This window comes from Paracoccus hibiscisoli (assembly GCF_005048265.1).
In the GTDB taxonomy this organism is placed as follows: domain Bacteria; phylum Pseudomonadota; class Alphaproteobacteria; order Rhodobacterales; family Rhodobacteraceae; genus Paracoccus; species Paracoccus hibiscisoli.
This window is the reverse complement of the sequence record NZ_SUNH01000019.1, coordinates 16,680-33,280: the sequence shown is the minus strand read 5'-3', so window position 1 is coordinate 33,280 and position 16,601 is coordinate 16,680. Positions and strand designations below refer to the sequence as shown.

The window sequence follows — 16,601 nt, the reverse complement described above, 5'->3', positions numbered from 1 at the left end:
ACCGCAACCACCTTGCGGCGCGATTGCAGGATGTGCATGACTGCCCCCGCAGCCAGACCGGAGAACCCCATGCGATCCCTGTTCCACCTTGCCATCCACGTCACCGATCTGGACGCGGCGCGTCGCTTTTACGGCGATGTCCTAGGCTGTACCGAGGGCCGGTCAGCCCCGACCTGGGTCGATTTCGACTTTTTCGGCCATCAGCTGTCCCTGCATCTGGGCACACCCTTTTCCACCACGCGGACCGGCAAGGTCGGCGATCACATGGTGATGATGCCGCATCTGGGCGTGGTGCTGCCGCTGGCCGACTGGCGCGCGCTGGCGGAGCGGCTGGCCGCGCATGGCGTGGCCTTCGACATCCCGCCGCAGATCCGTTTTGAGGGCCAGCCCGGAGAGCAGCGGACGATGTTCTTCTTCGACCCGTCGGGCAACCCGATCGAGGTCAAGGGATTCGCCGATTTCGACGGGCTGTTCGCGGCATGAGCGGCCTGGTCCTGCCCGCCCCGCCCCTGCCCACCGCGCCCGTCCACGGATCGGACGATCGATTCGCGGTCCGGCGCATCTTTTGCGTGGGGCGCAACTATGCCGACCACGCCCGAGAGATGGGCCACGACCCCGACCGGGAACCGCCGTTCTTCTTCACCAAACCCGCCGATGCCGTGCTGACGGGCGATGCCGACCTGCCCTACCCCCCTGCCACCCAGGATCTGCATTTCGAGGGAGAGCTGGTCGTGGCCCTGGGCGCAGGCGGCCGCGACCTGCAGGCCGCCGATGCGGGTGCGCTGATCTGGGGTCATGCGGTCGGCAATGACCTGACCCGCCGCGACCTGCAGGCCGAGGCCAAGCGCATGGGCCGCCCCTGGGACATGGCCAAGGGGTTCGACGGCTCGGCGGTCTGCGGCCCGATCCACCGCGCCGACGGCCCCCTGACGCAGGGCCGCCTGCTGGTCGAGGTCAACGGCACCCCCCGCCAGGACAGCGACCTGTCGCAGATGATCTGGCCCGTGGCCGACATCATCGCGCATCTGTCGCGGCTGGTCCGGCTGGAGGCGGGCGACCTGATCTATACCGGCACCCCGGCAGGCGTCGGCGCCCTGCAACGCGGCGACATCGTGACCGTGCGGATCGAGGGCCTGACCCCCATCCGCACGCGCATCACCTAGAACCGCCAGGCGGCGCGGATCTGCATCAGGTCCGCGTCCACCGGCACGCCGCGCCCGCCCAGCCGATCCTCCAGCGCCTCGTCGATATCCATGCGGCTGTAATCCAGCCCGACGGTCACGCGCGGGGTCACCGCAACATCCAGCCCTGCCCCAAAGACCGGCACCGTTTCCGACAGCGCATCCGCCGTCAGCCGCGCCATGCCTGCCGACAGATAGTGCTGCACCCGCCCCAGATCGGCGCCCAGACGGGCCCGCAGCCGGACCAGAACACCACTGTCGTCCAGATCGTCCACCGTGATGCGATCGACCGCCAGTTCAGCCCCCCAGGACGGGCCGCCCCAGGTCGCGGCCATAGCCCGCATGCAGGCCCAGACCGTCGATTCGGCCCAGATCGATATCCCGGCCAAAGACCTGCGCGCCCAGATCGCCCCGCCCGACCTGCGCGCCCAGACGAAGCCCGCTCCAGTCGCCATCGGGCAACCCGATCTGCTGCGCGGACAGCGGACCCCCGGCGGCGAGGACGGTCATCACGGCAGCAAGCAGACAGGGGCGGATCAGGGGCAAAGCAGGCATCCTTGTGACAAGAAAAGACGCGGCCCGCATCGGGACGCGTCCGGCGATCCTGCCGAGGCATGGATCGATTCGCCACTGCCGGTTGCAGAACCGGTCACGAATTCCTGTGGGAGGGTCGGCCGGGCGCGGACCCTAGCCCCAGACCTGTTCGAATTCGCGCCATTCCCGTGCGCCCATTCCTGAATTCTCCTGTGTGACCACCTCGCCGGCAAGGCGGCGCTTCAGGGCAGCGGCCCCCTGTGCGGACAGGCTGACGGCATTCATCCGATAGTCGCTGAAGGCGCCAAAGGCCGCCGGCACCCAGTCGCGGGTGATATCGCACATGATGTCGGCATAGGCGCGGATCTCGAACTGGGCGTGGCTGTCGGCGCGCAGGCGCAGGAAATGCAGCAGGTTGTGCAGGTCGACCTTCCAGTACCACTGGGTATAGATGTTGGCGGGCAGGTTCATCCGCGCCAGCTCCCGCGCCAGGCCCTGCTGGCCGTCCTGGGACAGCATCGCCTCGTAATTGTCATAGCTGCGCATCGCGTCCTCGCGCAGCAGGTCCAGCACGCGCTGCGCCTCCTCGCCCTGCAGCACCGCGCCTCGGCCCTGGTTGTTCTGCTGCGACTGCGCGGCCAGATGCTCGGGCGCCGGGATGTAGAACTCGCGGTCCAGGATGGAATAGCGGGCCGAATATTCGTTCACGTTGGCCGTGCGGTGGCGGATCCACTGGCGCGCGACAAAGACCGGCAGCTTGATGTGGAACTTGACCTCGCACATCTCGAATGGGGTCGAGTGCCAGTGCCGCATCAGATAGCGGATCAGGCCCTCGTCATTCTGAACCGACTTGGTGCCGGTGCCGTAGCTGACCCGCGCCGCCTGGCAGATCGCGGCATCGTCGCCCATATAGTCGACGACCCGCACCAGCCCGTGATCCAGCACCGGATGCGCGACATACAGGTGGTTCTCCATGCCCTCGGACACGGCGCGCAGGGTCTGACGGGGCGTCGCGCGCAGGCTGTCGATCTCGGCCTGCTGGTCGGGCGTGATGGGCATGGCGGAGGTCCTCTTGGGCGGTCGCGGTGGCCCTCGTCCTAAGTCAAGACGGGGGCTGCGGCAACCACTCAGACAGGACCGCGTTGAAGCCTGCGCGCAGACATGCCAGCCTCTGCCCGCAAGAACAGGAGATCCCATGAACATCCGCTATCTGCACACGATGGTCCGCGTAAAGGACCTGGACAAGACGATGGCCTTCTTCCGCCTGCTGGGCCTGGAGGAGACGCGCCGCATCGACAATGACAAGGGCCGCTTCAGCCTGGTCTTCATGGCCCCTCCGGGCCAGCCGGAATGCCCGGTCGAGTTGACCTACAACTGGGACGGCGACGACGGCCTGCCCTCGGACAGCCGCCACTTCGGCCACTTGGCCTACCGCGTCGGCAACATCTACGAGATGTGCCAGCGGCTGCAGGACGCCGGCGTGACGATCAACCGCCCCCCGCGCGACGGTCACATGGCCTTCGTGCGCAGCCCCGACAACATCTCCATCGAACTGTTGCAGGAGGGCGACCACCTGCCCCCGCAGGAGCCCTGGGCCAGCATGGAGAATACGGGCAGCTGGTAAGGCGCCGGGAACAGGCACACCCGGCCCCGCAGGGCCGGGTTCAATTCAGTAGATGTAACGGATCTGCTCGGTCCAGAACCGCTCGATCCGGCGGCACTGCAGGTTCACCTGGTCCAGCGGCGGGTCCTCCAGGACACCGGACATGGCCAGACCTTCGGCGTGGCGCATGAACAGCTGCCGGACCATGCCGCGCACCGCCTGTCCCTCGGCGGTCAGACGCACCCGGACCGAGCGGCGGTCCATGTCGCAGCGTTCGTGATGGACATAGCCCATTGCGACCAGCTTCTTCAGATTATAGCTGACATTCGAGCCCTGATACATGCCGCGCGAGCGCAGCTCTCCGGCCGAGACCTCCGCCTCTCCCAGATTATAGAGGATCATCGCCTGCACGGGCGTCAGGTCGCCGCGGTGCAGGCGTTCGAACTCATCCTTGACCAAGTCCAGCATCAGCCGGTGCATCCGCTCCAGCAGTTGCAGGGATTCCAGGTAGGCGTCGGTCATGTCCGACAGACCGGTGTCAAGCGACGAGGCATCAAGGATCGGGCGCTGATCGCGGGGTGCAGGGGCAAGCATGGGTTTGGGTTGTCCTGTCCTGTTCGTCATGACCCCATGGATGACAGACAAAAGACAATCGTCAGTTAATTCACGCGACATTCCGCGCCGTAATTTCCGAAAGTTTTAGCGACCTTGCGCGAATCTGCCTGCGGCATGGGCCGCCACGCGATCCAGCATCGCCGCCAGCAGGTCCGGCGCGCCCCGATCGGGGCCGTCGCCCTCTCCGATTCGCGCGGTGACCCACAGGTACAGATCCTGGTCGTTCTCGGCCAGCATCCGCTCATAGAGGTCCAGATCGGCCGCGGACAGATCCGCCAGGCATTCATCAGCGAAATAGCCCAGGATCAGGTCCATCTCCTTCATGCCGCGCCGCCAGCTGCGCATGTGCAGGCGCTTGAGCCGGTTCGCCGGGGTTTCCAGGGTCTCAGCCATGCGACAATGCCTCCTCCAGACGGTCAACGCGGGCGGCGGCCTCGGCCAGCAGGCGCCGCAGCTCGGCCAGCTCGGCGCGCATCGCCGCCCCCGTGGTGTCGTCTTTCGGCCCCGCGCCCTGCCCCGTCAACAGCCAAACCGCCGAAACCCCGGTCAGCGTGGCGATCCGTCCCATCAGGCTGGCGGTGGGTTCGGCCTGATCGACCTCCCATCCCTCCAGGGTCTCGGGGCGCAGGCCCAAGGCGTCGGCCATGGCGGGAATGTCCAGGCCGGCCCCCTCACGGGCGGCGGTCAGGCGGTCGCCCAGGGTGGCCACGGGTTCGGCATAGCTGTCCATCGCGTCTCTCTTGCTTGTGAGGCGGGTGGCCGCAGCGTATGCCATGCGGGCCGACAGTTCAAACCGACAGCAGCAAGGTGTCTCATGGCGTTCATCTCGGACCGGCTGGCCCGCATCAAACCCTCGCCCACCATCGCGATGTCCACCCGCGCGGCGGAGCTGGGCGCGCAGGGGCGCGACATCATCAGCCTCTCGGCCGGAGAGCCGGATTTCGACACACCGCTGCATGTACGCGATGCGGCCAAGGCGGCCATCGACGCGGGCCACACCCGCTATACCGCGGTGGACGGCACGCCGTCGCTGAAACGCGCGATCGCCGCGAAATTCGCACGCGAGAACGGGCTGGACTATAGCCCCGCGCAGATCACCGTGGGCACCGGCGGCAAGCAGATCCTGTTCAACGCGCTGATGGCCACGCTGGACGACGGCGACGAGGTGATCGTGCCCGCACCCTATTGGGTCAGCTATCCCGACATGGTGCTGCTGGCGGGTGGCCGCCCCGTGGTGGTCGAATGCCGTCAGGAGGCCGGGTTCCGCCTGACCCCCGAGGCGCTGGAGGACGCGATCACGCCGCGCACCAAATGGCTGATCCTGAATTCACCATCCAACCCGTCGGGGGCGGGATACGACCGTGCGCAGATGCAGGCGCTGTGCGACGTGCTGCTGCGCCATCCCCAGGTCTGGGTGCTGGCCGACGACATCTATGAGCATCTGGTCTTTGACGGGTTCGAATTCTGCACCCCCGCCCAGGTCGAGCCGCGCCTGAAGGACCGGGTGCTGACCATGAATGGGGTCAGCAAATCCTATGCCATGACCGGCTGGCGCATCGGATACGGCGCGGCACCCGAGCCGTTGATCAAGGCCATGGCCAAGCTGCAGTCGCAATCGACCTCGAACCCCTGCTCGGTCAGCCAATACGCCGCCGAGGCCGCACTGACCGGACCCCAGGATTACATCCGCGACAGCCGCGCGGTGTTCCAGCGGCGCCGCGATCTGGTCGTGGCGGGGCTGAACGGCTGCCCCGGTCTGGACTGCCCGGTGCCGCAGGGGGCGTTCTATGTCTATCCGTCGATGGCCGGGCTGATCGGGCGCACCAGCGCGGGCGGCACGCTGATCGACTGTGACGAGGCCTTCGCCAATGCGCTGCTGGACGAACAGGGGGTCGCGGTGGTGTTCGGCGCGGCCTTCGGCCTCAGCCCGCATTTCCGCATCAGCTATGCGACCGCCGATTCGGTGCTGGAGGATGCCGTGGCGCGCATCCGCCGGTTCTGCGAGGGGTGCAACTGACCCCGTCCACCTTGCGTTGAGCCCCTATCGAGCAACCGCAAGAAGGAGCTGACAATGCTGCCGCACAACACCGTGGTCGTCGTCGCAGACGGCCATTCCGCCACCCTCTTCCGCAACACGGCCAAGCAGGGGCTGGAACTGTCCCAGACCGAGACGGTGACCCCCGACAGCCTGACGCCCGGCCCCGTGGCCCAGCTGGACGAGATCTCGCCCCGCGACGAGGAGGAGGCAGGCTTTGCCGTGCAGCTGGCCAAGCATCTGAATGCGCTGGTCCTCAAGAACAAGGTCGATGACATCGCGATCATCGCCGACCCCTCGACCCTTGGCGTGATGCGCAAGCATTACCACAAGGAGCTGCAGCTGCGGCTGCGCAAGGAGGTCGCCAAGACCCTGACCAATTCCGACATTTCCGCGATCCAGAACAGCCTGTCCTGACCGCGCCGAATTGGCGTCAGCCACAATGAAAGACGCCCCGCGATCGCGGGGCGTCTTTTTGCATCAAAAGATGCCGATCAGATACAGAATGATGATCACCACCACCGGAACGCCCATGAACCAGGCAATCAGTCCCTTCATCGTCATCTCCTCACGTTATGTTGAGGGCCAACGGTCCGGGCGCCCGGGGGTTCCCGTCAAAGTGCCGTCCAGCCGCCATCGACACTGATGGTGGTGCCGGTGATCTGCGCCGCCGCATCGCTGCACAGAAAGACGGCCGTGTCGCCCAGCTGGTCGGTGGTGGCGAATTCCTTGGAGGGCTGGCGTTCCAGCAGGACCTTTTCGATCACCTCATCGCGGCCCATGTCGTATTTCGCCATGGTGTCGGGGATCTGGCTCTCGACCAGGGGGGTCAGCACATAGCCGGGGCAGATCGCATTGGCGGTGATGGGCTCGCGCGCGGTCTCCAGGCCGGTGACCTTGGTCAGGCCGACGACGCCGTGCTTGGCCGCGACATAGGCGGATTTGTAGGGGCTGGCCGTCAGCCCGTGGGCGCTGGCGATGTTGATCACCCGCCCCCATCCCGCCTTGCGCATCAGGGGCAGCGCCGCCGCCGTGGTGTGAAAGGCCGAGGACATGTTGATCGCGATGATCGCGTCCCATTTCTCGGCCGGGAAATCGGGGATGGCCGCGACATGCTGGATGCCCGCGTTATTCACCAGAATATCGCAGGCCCCCGCCTGTTCGATCAGCGCGCGGCAGGCATCGCCCTTGGACATGTCGGCGGCGATGTAGCGGACGCGGGTGCCGTGATCGGCCGCCATTTTTTCAGCCAGGGCGTGATCCTCGTCGCGGTCGGTAAAGCTGTTCAGCACCACGTCGGCACCCGCGCGGGCCAGCCGTTCGGCCACGCCCAGCCCGATGCCGGAATTGGACCCGGTCACCACGGCGGTCTTGCCCTTCAGGAATTTCTCGAACATCGGCTGCTCCCTCACTGGCCGGCGCACCGGCTTTTGCAGGCGCAGCATGGGCAAAAAAAAACGCCCGCACAAGGCGGGCGCAAGTTATGAGGCAGGTTTCATACAGGCAAGAAACCTATCGAGCAGTAAGGTCATTTATACGCGAGGAACCGCCCGAGTCCAACAGCAATCCTGCCAGCTTGGTTGACGCACCCCGGCCAAGCCTGTTGATAATGTGCGCAAACAAGAAACGATCGGGCGGCGGGCAATGCGAATCTTCGAAAACCTTAACAAATGCGCGATCAGGACCATGGCCGCGGGCTTGCTGGCGCTGTCGGGCGGTGTTGCAGCAATGCCGCTGGCAACCCTTGCCGAACCGGCCCATGGCATTGCAATCTATGGAGAACCTGCCCTGCCTGAGGGGTTCGCGCACCTGCCCTATGCCAATCCCGACGCGCCCAAGGGCGGCACGATTCGGCTGGCCGAGCCGGGCGGATTCGACAGCCTGAAGCCTTGGGTGCTCAAGGGCAACGCGGCCTGGGGGGTGGGCGTCCATGTCACCGAATCGCTGATGACGCGCTCCATCGACGAGCCCTTCACCCTCTATGGCCTGCTGGCCGAGTCGATCGAGATCGCGCCCGACCGCAGTTGGGTCGCGTTCACCCTGCGCCCCGAGGCGCGGTTCTCGGATGGCAGCCCGGTCACGGTCGAGGACGTGATCTGGTCCTATGAGACGCTTGGCACGCAGGGGCATCCGCGCTTTCTGACCGCCTGGTCGCGGGTCGAGCGGATCGAGGCCACAGGCCCGCACAGCCTGCGCCTGACCTTCGTCGCGCCCGACCGGGAGCTGCCCTTGCTGATGGCGCTGCGCCCGATCCTGAAGAAGGCGCAATGGGAGGGGCAGGATTTCACCGATTCGACCCTGGAGGCGCCCATCGGCAGCGGCCCCTATGTGGTGGACCGGGTCGATCCGGGACGCTCGATCAGCTTTCGGCGCAACCCCGACCATTGGGCGCGCGACCTGCCGGTCATGCGCGGGCTGAACAATTTCGACACGATCCGCTATGATTACTTTGCCGATTCCAACGCCATGTTCGAGGCGTTCAAGGCCGGAGAGGTCACCGTCTGGCGCGAGCTGTCGGCGCAGCGATGGGCGGGCGAATACGATTTTCCCGCCGTGACAAGCGGCCGCGTCGTCAAGGCCGAGATCCCCAACGAGCGCCCTTCGGGGATCATGGGTCTGGTGATGAACAGCCGCAACCCGATCTTTGCCGACTGGCGGGTGCGGCAGGCCATGATCGAGATGTTCAACTTTCCCTTCATCAACCAGACGCTGAATGGCGGGGCCGATCCGCGCATCACGTCCTATTTCTCCAATTCCGTGCTGGGCATGGGCGACGGCCCGGCCACCGGCGCGGTGGCAGACCTGCTGGCGCCCTTTGCCGCCGAGTTGCCCCCCGGTGCGCTGGAGGGCTATGCCCTGCCCGAGGGGTCGGACCGGTCGATGGACCGCGCGGGCGTACGCCGGGCGCTGGACCTGATGGCGCAGGCGGGCTGGACGGTCCAGGAGGGCCAGCTGCGCAATGCCGACGGCCAGCCCTTCGCATTCGAGATCCTGCTGAACCAGAACGGCACCGCGATGCGCAGCGGCTCCGAGACCCAGCAGATCGTGAACATCTATGTCGAGGCGCTGCGCCCCTTGGGGATCACGCCGCGCGTGACGCTGCTGGATGCCGCGCAATATGTCGAACGCACCAACAACTATCAGTTCGACATGACCTGGTACGAACGCGGGTTGTCGCTGTCGCCGGGCAGCGAACAGCGCCTGTATTGGGGCCGCGACGGGGTGACCACCCCCGGCAGCCGCAACTGGATGGGCATCGACAGCCCCGCCGCCGAGGCGATGATCGACGCGATGGTCGAGGCCGACAGCGCCGAGGCGTTCACCGCCGCCGTCCAGGCGCTGGACCGCGTGTTGACGGCGGGGCGGCATGTGATCCCGGTCAGTTTTTCGCCGATCTCACGGCTGGCCCATGCGGCCGATTTGACATACCCCCCGCAGATCCCGATCTACGGGGACTGGCCGGGCTTTATGCCCGAAACCTGGTGGCAGGAGGCGAACTGATGCGGATCTTTTGGGTTACAGTGGTGGCCATGGGACTTTTGGCAGGATGCAACACCGTCGCCGGTGTCGGCGAGGATATTTCAGGGGCGGCACGCTGGTTCCAGGGTGCCATCCCGGCAGGAGGGTATTGATGAAGTGGCACCATGTGCAGGCCAACTGGGCCGCCTTCTACGAGGCGATCATGGACAAATGGCCCGAGGCCGATGAGTCGGAGCTGGACGAGATCGACGGCGACCAGCGCGCCTTCCTGGCCTATCTGGTCGACGTGACCGGCCAGGAGCCCGAGGAGATCCGCGAGGAGCTGCGCGAGTGGCTGGTCGGAGAGATCCCGTCGGATGTCGTCATGGACCCGGTTCATGACAACCACTCGATCGCGCTGTCGTCCAAGTTCGTGAACGAGGGCGAGGACGAATTTTCCGACGACGCCCGTTTCGGCGACGACAGCGACAAGGACGAGTGACCCGATCCGCAGTCGCCCCAAGGTCGGGGCGACTGCGGGTCCGTCAGGCCGCGCCCGGCGCGCCGATGCGGTCCAGCTTGGCGATATGGCGGGCCATCAACAGATAGATCGCCCCGTACAGCGCCGCGACGACCAGCCCGACCCACTGGATCTCGAAGGGGGTGAAGACATAGGCCCCCACTAGCGCCAGCTGCAGCAGGAAATGCAGCGGGTAATAGCGACGGTCGCCCAATGTCTCCCGGGACCAGCCCAGATTGGCGGAATAGAGCCGGATCAAGCTGTCCAGTGAATTGATCACAAAGACCACCCCCACCCCGATCATGAACCAGTTCAGCCAATCGGGGATGACCACGCCCCCCTGATGATAGACGAACAGCACGCTGAACCACAGACCCAGGGGCACGGCGGGCAGCGCCACCATCGCCACCGCCAGCTGCCAGACCCGCATGCCGCCGACGAAGCGCGCGACGAACTGTCCGATCATGATCGACCAGGCGAACCACCAGAACAGGTAGAATTCGTGATAATCGGAGATCGGCGTCGCAAAGCGCGGCAGGTGGCGGAAGTAATCGGCCAGCAGCCCCAGATTGGCAAAGAAATCCGGCAGCCCCACCCGGCTATAGACAAAGGCGATCATCGCCAGCGCGGTAAAGGCCAGCATCCCGAACCCATAGCTGGACAGGATCGCCAGCCATTTCATCACCGCCATGTTCCCGCTGGAGATCACCGCCGTGGCGATCACCACCACCACCAGCCCCCAGACCGCCCCCTGCGACAGGTCGGGCGCATAGGTCGGCAGGTTCGACATGAACAGATAGCAGGTAAACGAACAGGTCGCGATGACGGTCAGGTTATAGACCCATTTCACGACCGGAATCTGGAACAGCTGCAGGCGCGGCTCGATCGCGATGAAATAGAAGGTGGCGACGAAATACATCAGCCAGACCAAGGGCCCCCACATGCCGAACTCGACCGCCAGGGCGTTGGTGAAGCCGAAGGCCGGGTCCTCCTCATACAGGGGGAACTCCGCCAGCGGCAGCATGACCAGGCCCATGTCCAGGCCGGCGGTGAACAGCAGGGCGATAAGGGTGAACAGGCCGACGGGCTCTTCGCCCTGCAGCCGCAGGCGGGGCCAGCGGATCAGGACGAACAGCGCGCAGGCCAGCACGCTGAGATAGGCGACGGTGATGATCGGCGTCATGCGCAATCCTTCTTTGGAACCTGAACGATCGGTTCAGGTAATTCGTAGGCGATCCCTCCGCAAAGGGCGGATGGGACGGCTTTAATTGGCGCAGGGGCCAGTATTTCGCTTTGATAGCCTAAGTGTGATCCAACTTGAGTGACGGGTCAATCAAAAACCGCCCCATCCGCGCCGTCCTGCCACGGCAACGCCCATGCGGGCCGTTTCGGTTCATCATCCGCTTGAGATCGGGGGGCGCATCTGCGACATGCTGCCCGGACACGCAGCGGAGACCCATGTGATGTCCAACAGCCTGAAGATCGCCCTGGGAAGCATCGTGGTCGGCCTTGTCGTGCTGGGCCTCAAGACGCTGGCCTGGCGGCTGACCGGGTCGGTGGCCCTGCTGTCGGACGCGCTGGAAAGCATCGTCAACGTGGCGACCGCGCTGGCCGCGCTGGTGGCGATCAAGGTCGCGCAGCGGCCCGCCGATCAGGGCCATCCCTATGGCCATCACAAGGCCGAATTCCTCAGCGCGGTGCTGGAGGGGGTGCTGATCATCGTCGCGGCCCTGCTGATCCTGCGCGAGGCCTGGCATGCGTTCCAGAACCCCCGCCTGATTCAGGATGCGGGCCTGGGCATGGCGATCAACGCGGGCGCGGGCGCGCTGAACGCCGTCTGGTGCTGGGTGCTGATCCGCCAGGGGCGGCGGCTGCGGTCACCCGCGCTGGTGGCGGATGGCAAGCATCTGCTGTCGGATGTGATCTCGTCCGCGGGGGTGCTGCTGGGCGTGGGGCTGGCGGTGGCGACGGGCTGGGCGGTGCTGGACCCGGCGCTGGCGATGCTGGTCGGGGTCAACATCCTGTGGTCGGGGTGGAAGGTGATGACGGCGTCCCTGTCCGGCCTGCTGGACGAGGCGGTGCCCGAAAAGACCCTGGCCGTCATCCGCGAGATCATCTCGGACAAGGCCAGCGGCGCGCTGGAGGCGCATGACCTGCGCACGCGTCACGCGGGCGCGGTCACCTTCATCGATTTTCACCTGGTCGTGGACGGGCAGACCACCGTGTCGGACGCCCATGACATCTGCGACCGGGTCGAGGCCAGCCTCAAGGCCCGCCTGCCCGACGCGCAGATCACCATCCATGTCGAACCGGAGCACAAGGCCAAGCATTCCGGCGTGCTGGTGATCTGAGGCCGCTCAGGCCGCCAGACGCACCCAGACCGGGACGTGGTCGCTTGGCTTTTCGCCGGCGCGGGCGTCGCGGTCGACGCCGGTCTCGACCATCAGGTCGGCCGCCTGCGGCGACAGCAGCAGGTGGTCGATGCGGATGCCGTTGTCGCGGTCCCACGCCCCCGCCTGATAGTCCCAGAAGGTGAACGGTCCCCGCGTGGCCCAAGGGTCGCGGATGCGCACCGCATCGGTCCAGCCCTGGTTGACGATGGCCTGGAACGCGGCCCGGCTTTGCGGCAGGAACAGCGCATCCTCGGTCCAGTTCTGCGGGTTGGCGGCGTCACGGGCCTGCGGGATGATGTTGTAATCGCCCAGCATCACCACCGGCATCTCGGTCGCCAGCAATTCCGCGGCGCGGTGGCGCAACCGCTCCATCCAAGCCAGCTTGTAGTCGTATTTGGGGCCAGGCGCCGGGTTGCCGTTGGGCAGATAGAGGCCGGCGATACGCACCGCGCGGGTGCCCACCACTGTCGCCTCGATATAGCGGGCCTGCTCATCCGTATCGTCGCCGGGCAGGCCGCGCGTCACGTCCTCCAGCGGCAGGCGCGACAGGATGGCGACGCCGTTGAAGCCCTTCTGGCCATGCGTCTCGACCTGCCAGCCCAGATCCTGGAAATGCTCGCGCGGGAAACCCTCGTCCACCGACTTGATTTCCTGCAGGACGACCAGATCGGCATCGGTCGCGCCCAGCCAGTCGGTCAGCGCCTGGATGCGGGCCTTGACGCCGTTGATGTTGAAGCTTGCGATTTTCATGGGCCGCATCTTTAGCGGCCCCACAGCGATTGGCAACCGGCTCCGGTCAGATCGAGAACGATGTGCCGCAGCCACAGCTGGCGGTGGCGTTCGGGTTCTCGATCACGAAACGCGCGCCGATCAGCTCATCGGTGAAATCGATCACCGCCCCCGCCAGATAGGGCAGCGACACCGGGTCCACCACGACGCGCTGGCCGGATTTCTCCAGGATCAGGTCGTCGGGCTCGGGCGCGTCCAGGCGGATGTCATACTGGAACCCCGAACAGCCCCCGCCCAGCACGGCGACGCGCAGGGAGGCCGGCTCCTTGCCCGCATTGATCTGGGACAGGCGGTCAAAGGCGCGGTCGGTCACTTTGGGCGGCAGGTTCATGGGGCGTTCCCGTTTTCGTCTGATGCCATCAAATATAGGGTCGCCGGGCACCAGCCGCAAGGAATGCCCCGTGACCGCACTTGCCCCCTATGCCTGCCAGCCTGCCGACAGCCGCGGGCGGCTGCATGACGAAAGCCTGTCGACCTTTCGCTCGCCCTGGCAGCGCGACCGCGACCGGATCATCCATTCCAGCGCCTTCCGGCGGCTCAAGCACAAGACCCAGGTTTTTGTCGAGCATGACGGAGAGGGGTATCGCGGCGACTATTTCCGCACCCGCCTGACCCACACGATCGAGGTTGCACAGGTCGCCCGCACCATCGCCGGTGCCCTGGGCCTGAACACCGACCTGGCCGAGACCGTGGCCCTGGCCCATGACCTGGGCCACCCGCCCTTCGGCCATACCGGAGAGGACGCGCTGGCAGCCCTGATGGCCCCCTATGGTGGCTTCGACCACAATGCCCAGGCCCTGCGCATCGTCACCCGGTTGGAGCGGCACTATGCCGATTTCGACGGGCTGAACCTGACCTGGGAAAGCCTTGAGGGCATCGCGAAACATAATGGTCCAATTGTCGGGACAAGCCCGACGGGGGGCCCCATCACCGGCCCCCTGCCCTATGCGCTGGCCGATGTGAACGCGCTGTGGGACCTTGAACTGCACACCAATGCCAGCGCCGAGGCGCAGGTGGCCGCGGTGGCCGATGACGTGGCCTATAACCACCACGACCTGCATGACGGGCTGCGCGCGGGCCTGTTCACCGAGGCCGATCTGGCCGAGTTGCCCGTCATCGGCCCGGCCTTCGCCGAGGTGGACCGCCGCTATCCCGGCCTGGACCCCACGCGCCGCCGCTACGAGGCGCTGCGCCGCGTCTTCGGCGTCATGGTCGAGGATGTGATCGCGGTCGCCCAGAACCGCCTGGCGGGCCTGCAGCCGCAATCGGCCGACGACATCCGCGCGATGGACGGCCCGATCATCCGCTTTTCCAAGCCGCTCTATCAGAACATCAAGGCGATCAAGTCCTTCCTGTTCCAGCGCATGTACCGCGCCCCTTCGGTCGTGGTCGAACGCACGCATGTCACCCAGATGCTGCATGACCTGTTCCCGCTGTATCTGGACCACCCCGACCGCCTGCCCGACCAGTGGCGCGCCGCGGCCGTGGCGCTGAACGATCCGACCGAGCGCGCCCGGCTGGTGCTGGACTATGTGGCAGGCATGACTGACCGCTATGCGATTGCTGAACATCAACGGCTGTTTCACGACGCGCCCTGAACCTTGGCTGGTGTTGCCGCGTTGAGCGCGCAACACTGACCCAAGCAAAGGATGGATGTCATGATCACCCGCACCGGATCTGCCGAATGGACTGGCGGCCTGAAAGAGGGCAAGGGCCAGGTTTCGACCAAGTCGGGCGCGCTGTCCGCCCAGCCCTACGGCTTCAACACCCGCTTCGAGGACAAGCCCGGCACCAACCCCGAGGAGCTGGTGGGCGCGGCCCATGCCTCGTGCTTCTCGATGGCGCTGGCGATGATGCTGGAGCAGGAGGGGATCTCGGGCGTGTCGATCAAGACCACCTCGGACATCTCGATGGACAAGGAGGGCGACGGTTTCGCCGTCAAGAAGGCCCACCTGACCACCACGATCACCGCCGATGCCGACCGCGCCAGGGTGCTGGAGATCGCGGAAAAGGCCAAGGCCGGCTGCCCGATCAGCAAGCTGCTGAACGCAGAGATCACCATGGACGCATCGGTCGCATGATGCTGGTCCGGGTCGGTCATCAGTTTCGCATCACGGTCGAGCAGCCGACCCCCCTGATCTGCCTTGTCGCCCCCGAGGCGGCACGGCACCCCGATTTCGTGGCCCCCGAGGAGGTCACCACCACCCCCGAGGTCGAGGTCCATGAATATCGCGACCGGTTCGACAACATCTGCCGCCGGATGATCGCCCCTGCGGGCGAGTTCATCCTGCGCGGCGACGTGACCCTTTACGACAGCGAGGCCTGGGACGAGGTCGATCCCGACGCCCAGGAGGTGCCGGTCGAGGAGCTGCCCGACGAGGCGCTGATGTTCCTGATGCCGTCCCGCTATGTCGAAAGCGACGTGTTGTCCCAGCAGGCCTGGGACCTGTTCGGCCAGGTCACGCCGGGATGGGGCCGCGTTCAGGCCATCCTGGATCATGGCCACAAGGTCCTGCGCTTCGACTATGGCACGGCGTCCGTGTTCCGCACCGCCCATGACGCCAGCCAGGGCGGGACGGGCGTCTGCCGCGATTTCGCGCATTTGTCGCTGGCCTATCTGCGCGCGATGAACATCCCGGCGCGTTACGTCAATGGCTATGTCGGCGATATCGGCGTGCCCAAGGTCGATGCCCCGATGGACTTCGCAGCCTGGATCGAGGTGTTCCTGTCCGGCCGCTGGTGGACCTTCGACCCCCGCAACAACGAACGCCGCCTTGGCCGCGTCGTTGTCGCACGCGGGCATGACGCGGCGGATGTGTCGATGCTGTCCAGCTTTGGTCCGCACACCCTGACGGGCTTTGACGTCTGGTGCCACCCGGTCGACAAAGAGGGCAACGAGTTGCCGGGGATGGATTACGGTCCGCAGCCACCCAAAGCATTAACTGTTGGCTGACCGGGGAAAGTAACGGGAATGGGTCCGGCCCTGACGAAGGATGTGGATGCCTGAAAACGCTTTTGCAGAACGTTCGATCAAGCCGTCAGTATTCCACAATGATACCCACGCTCGCTCAAACGACACACCCTGTGCCGCTTCATCTTGGATCAACAGATGAAGCGGCGGCTTAAAAGAATAAGTGGAAGCCAGTTTACATTTTTTTAGAATTGCACGGCACATTTCTGAAACCCACAAGTCGTCCGATGCGACCCCGGTCCATCCCGGCGCTTTCGTCGAATCGATTCTCTCCAATACCTGAGGCCGTTTTTTTAGATTGTCTTCAGGTGTCAGATGGTAAAGGGACAAGGTCGTCGGCACTGGCTGACCACGCATTTCCTCTTCATTGGCGATTGAGATGGCACGCGCTGCTATTTGAGGGATCGCTTCCACGATCTCAACGCCGACTGACCCAGTCAGAAAATCGAGGCAAAAATCCGGACATTCCTGTTTCACGATCTTCGTAGGATGCGGACCACC

General features: G+C 65.6%; 22 protein-coding genes. 11 read left to right on the top strand and 11 right to left on the bottom strand.

Translation table 11 applies throughout. The features are described from left to right. Positions 1–69 precede the first annotated feature (69 nt). Positions 70–483 carry a VOC family protein gene (locus tag FA740_RS13810; RefSeq protein ID WP_136857357.1) on the top strand — a complete coding sequence of 138 codons (414 nt, stop codon included), beginning with the start codon at positions 70–72 and terminating at the stop codon, positions 481–483. After that, positions 480–1,163, top strand: coding sequence for a fumarylacetoacetate hydrolase family protein (locus tag FA740_RS13805; RefSeq protein WP_136857356.1), 684 nt, complete (start codon positions 480–482; stop codon positions 1,161–1,163). The genes FA740_RS13810 and FA740_RS13805 overlap by 4 nt, the downstream gene beginning before the upstream one ends. Here FA740_RS13805 and FA740_RS13800 read toward each other — a convergent pair. From FA740_RS13800 to thyX, 3 genes are all read right to left on the bottom strand, one after another. Continuing rightward, positions 1,160–1,516 (bottom strand): outer membrane protein, encoded by a 357-nt coding sequence (locus tag FA740_RS13800; protein WP_136857355.1) that lies wholly within the window; start codon positions 1,514–1,516, stop codon positions 1,160–1,162. The two genes, FA740_RS13805 and FA740_RS13800, sit on opposite strands and share 4 nt — an antisense overlap. Further along, positions 1,479–1,691 carry a hypothetical protein gene (locus tag FA740_RS13795; RefSeq protein ID WP_136857354.1) on the bottom strand — a complete coding sequence of 71 codons (213 nt, stop codon included), beginning with the start codon at positions 1,689–1,691 and terminating at the stop codon, positions 1,479–1,481. The genes FA740_RS13800 and FA740_RS13795 overlap by 38 nt, the downstream gene beginning before the upstream one ends. Before the next feature lie 177 nt (positions 1,692–1,868). Continuing rightward, positions 1,869–2,774, bottom strand: coding sequence for an FAD-dependent thymidylate synthase (gene thyX / locus FA740_RS13790; RefSeq protein WP_136857353.1), 906 nt, complete (start codon positions 2,772–2,774; stop codon positions 1,869–1,871). Between the two features lie 136 nt (positions 2,775–2,910). On the opposite strand from thyX, the gene FA740_RS13785 reads away from it, so the two are divergent. Further along, positions 2,911–3,339, top strand: a complete 429-nt coding sequence (locus tag FA740_RS13785) for a VOC family protein (protein ID WP_136857352.1) — start codon at positions 2,911–2,913, stop codon at positions 3,337–3,339. A gap of 45 nt (positions 3,340–3,384) precedes the next feature. On the opposite strand, the gene FA740_RS13780 is transcribed toward FA740_RS13785, so the two are convergent. The 3 genes from FA740_RS13780 to FA740_RS13770 all read right to left on the bottom strand — a co-directional run bounded on the left by FA740_RS13780 (position 3,385) and on the right by FA740_RS13770 (position 4,708). Next, positions 3,385–3,840, bottom strand: coding sequence for a MarR family winged helix-turn-helix transcriptional regulator (locus tag FA740_RS13780; protein WP_136857351.1), 456 nt, complete (start codon positions 3,838–3,840; stop codon positions 3,385–3,387). Between the two features lie 177 nt (positions 3,841–4,017). Next, complete coding sequence (locus tag FA740_RS13775) at positions 4,018–4,326, bottom strand: succinate dehydrogenase assembly factor 2 (RefSeq protein ID WP_246053638.1); 309 nt, start codon at positions 4,324–4,326, stop codon at positions 4,018–4,020. Further along, a complete protein-coding gene (locus tag FA740_RS13770; protein ID WP_136857350.1) occupies positions 4,319–4,708 on the bottom strand; it encodes a helix-turn-helix domain-containing protein in 390 nt (129 codons plus the stop codon). The genes FA740_RS13775 and FA740_RS13770 overlap by 8 nt, the downstream gene beginning before the upstream one ends. A 39-nt stretch (positions 4,709–4,747) precedes the next feature. Between FA740_RS13770 and FA740_RS13765 the strand changes: the two genes are divergently transcribed. Continuing rightward, the gene (locus FA740_RS13765) at positions 4,748–5,950 is read left to right on the top strand and encodes a pyridoxal phosphate-dependent aminotransferase (RefSeq protein WP_136857349.1); all 1,203 of its coding nucleotides are present in this window, start codon (positions 4,748–4,750) and stop codon (positions 5,948–5,950) included. Positions 5,951–6,004: 54 nt separating this feature from the next. Then, a complete protein-coding gene (locus FA740_RS13760; RefSeq protein ID WP_136857348.1) occupies positions 6,005–6,385 on the top strand; it encodes a baeRF12 domain-containing protein in 381 nt (126 codons plus the stop codon). Positions 6,386–6,582: 197 nt separating this feature from the next. On the opposite strand, the gene FA740_RS13755 is transcribed toward FA740_RS13760, so the two are convergent. Next, the gene (locus FA740_RS13755; protein WP_136857347.1) at positions 6,583–7,365 is read right to left on the bottom strand and encodes a 3-hydroxybutyrate dehydrogenase; all 783 of its coding nucleotides are present in this window, start codon (positions 7,363–7,365) and stop codon (positions 6,583–6,585) included. 289 nt (positions 7,366–7,654) lie between these two features. Here FA740_RS13755 and FA740_RS13750 point away from each other — a divergent pair, with 289 nt between their 5' ends. Both FA740_RS13750 and FA740_RS13745 read left to right on the top strand, forming a co-directional pair. After that, positions 7,655–9,469 (top strand): extracellular solute-binding protein, encoded by a 1,815-nt coding sequence (locus FA740_RS13750; RefSeq protein ID WP_246053637.1) that lies wholly within the window; start codon positions 7,655–7,657, stop codon positions 9,467–9,469. A 130-nt stretch (positions 9,470–9,599) separates the two neighbouring features. Next, complete coding sequence (locus FA740_RS13745; RefSeq protein WP_136857345.1) at positions 9,600–9,929, top strand: hypothetical protein; 330 nt, start codon at positions 9,600–9,602, stop codon at positions 9,927–9,929. A 43-nt stretch (positions 9,930–9,972) separates the two neighbouring features. On the opposite strand, the gene FA740_RS13740 is transcribed toward FA740_RS13745, so the two are convergent. Next, positions 9,973–11,130 (bottom strand): BCCT family transporter, encoded by a 1,158-nt coding sequence (locus tag FA740_RS13740; RefSeq protein WP_136857344.1) that lies wholly within the window; start codon positions 11,128–11,130, stop codon positions 9,973–9,975. A 280-nt stretch (positions 11,131–11,410) separates the two neighbouring features. Here FA740_RS13740 and FA740_RS13735 point away from each other — a divergent pair, with 280 nt between their 5' ends. Beyond that, positions 11,411–12,298 carry a cation diffusion facilitator family transporter gene (locus tag FA740_RS13735; protein WP_136857343.1) on the top strand — a complete coding sequence of 296 codons (888 nt, stop codon included), beginning with the start codon at positions 11,411–11,413 and terminating at the stop codon, positions 12,296–12,298. Between the two features lie 6 nt (positions 12,299–12,304). On the opposite strand, the gene xth is transcribed toward FA740_RS13735, so the two are convergent. Together xth and FA740_RS13725 are read right to left on the bottom strand one after the other, a co-directional pair. Next, positions 12,305–13,090 carry an exodeoxyribonuclease III gene (gene xth, locus FA740_RS13730; protein WP_136857342.1) on the bottom strand — a complete coding sequence of 262 codons (786 nt, stop codon included), beginning with the start codon at positions 13,088–13,090 and terminating at the stop codon, positions 12,305–12,307. 46 nt (positions 13,091–13,136) lie between these two features. Further along, the gene (locus FA740_RS13725; RefSeq protein ID WP_136857341.1) at positions 13,137–13,460 is read right to left on the bottom strand and encodes a HesB/IscA family protein; all 324 of its coding nucleotides are present in this window, start codon (positions 13,458–13,460) and stop codon (positions 13,137–13,139) included. Positions 13,461–13,482: 22 nt separating this feature from the next. Between FA740_RS13725 and FA740_RS13720 the strand changes: the two genes are divergently transcribed. Genes FA740_RS13720 through FA740_RS13710 form a run of 3 tightly spaced genes read left to right on the top strand, consistent with a single transcriptional unit; the run spans position 13,483 to position 16,082 of the window. After that, positions 13,483–14,727 (top strand): deoxyguanosinetriphosphate triphosphohydrolase, encoded by a 1,245-nt coding sequence (locus FA740_RS13720; protein ID WP_136857340.1) that lies wholly within the window; start codon positions 13,483–13,485, stop codon positions 14,725–14,727. Positions 14,728–14,787: 60 nt separating this feature from the next. Beyond that, positions 14,788–15,210, top strand: coding sequence for an OsmC family protein (locus FA740_RS13715; RefSeq protein WP_136857339.1), 423 nt, complete (start codon positions 14,788–14,790; stop codon positions 15,208–15,210). Then, the gene (locus FA740_RS13710; protein ID WP_338119668.1) at positions 15,207–16,082 is read left to right on the top strand and encodes a transglutaminase-like domain-containing protein; all 876 of its coding nucleotides are present in this window, start codon (positions 15,207–15,209) and stop codon (positions 16,080–16,082) included. Before FA740_RS13715 ends, FA740_RS13710 begins: the two co-directional genes overlap by 4 nt. Here FA740_RS13710 and FA740_RS13705 read toward each other — a convergent pair. Continuing rightward, entirely contained in the window at positions 16,068–16,577 is a 510-nt protein-coding gene (locus FA740_RS13705) for a hypothetical protein (protein ID WP_136857338.1), read from the bottom strand. The two genes, FA740_RS13710 and FA740_RS13705, sit on opposite strands and share 15 nt — an antisense overlap. Positions 16,578–16,601: the final 24 nt, after the last annotated feature.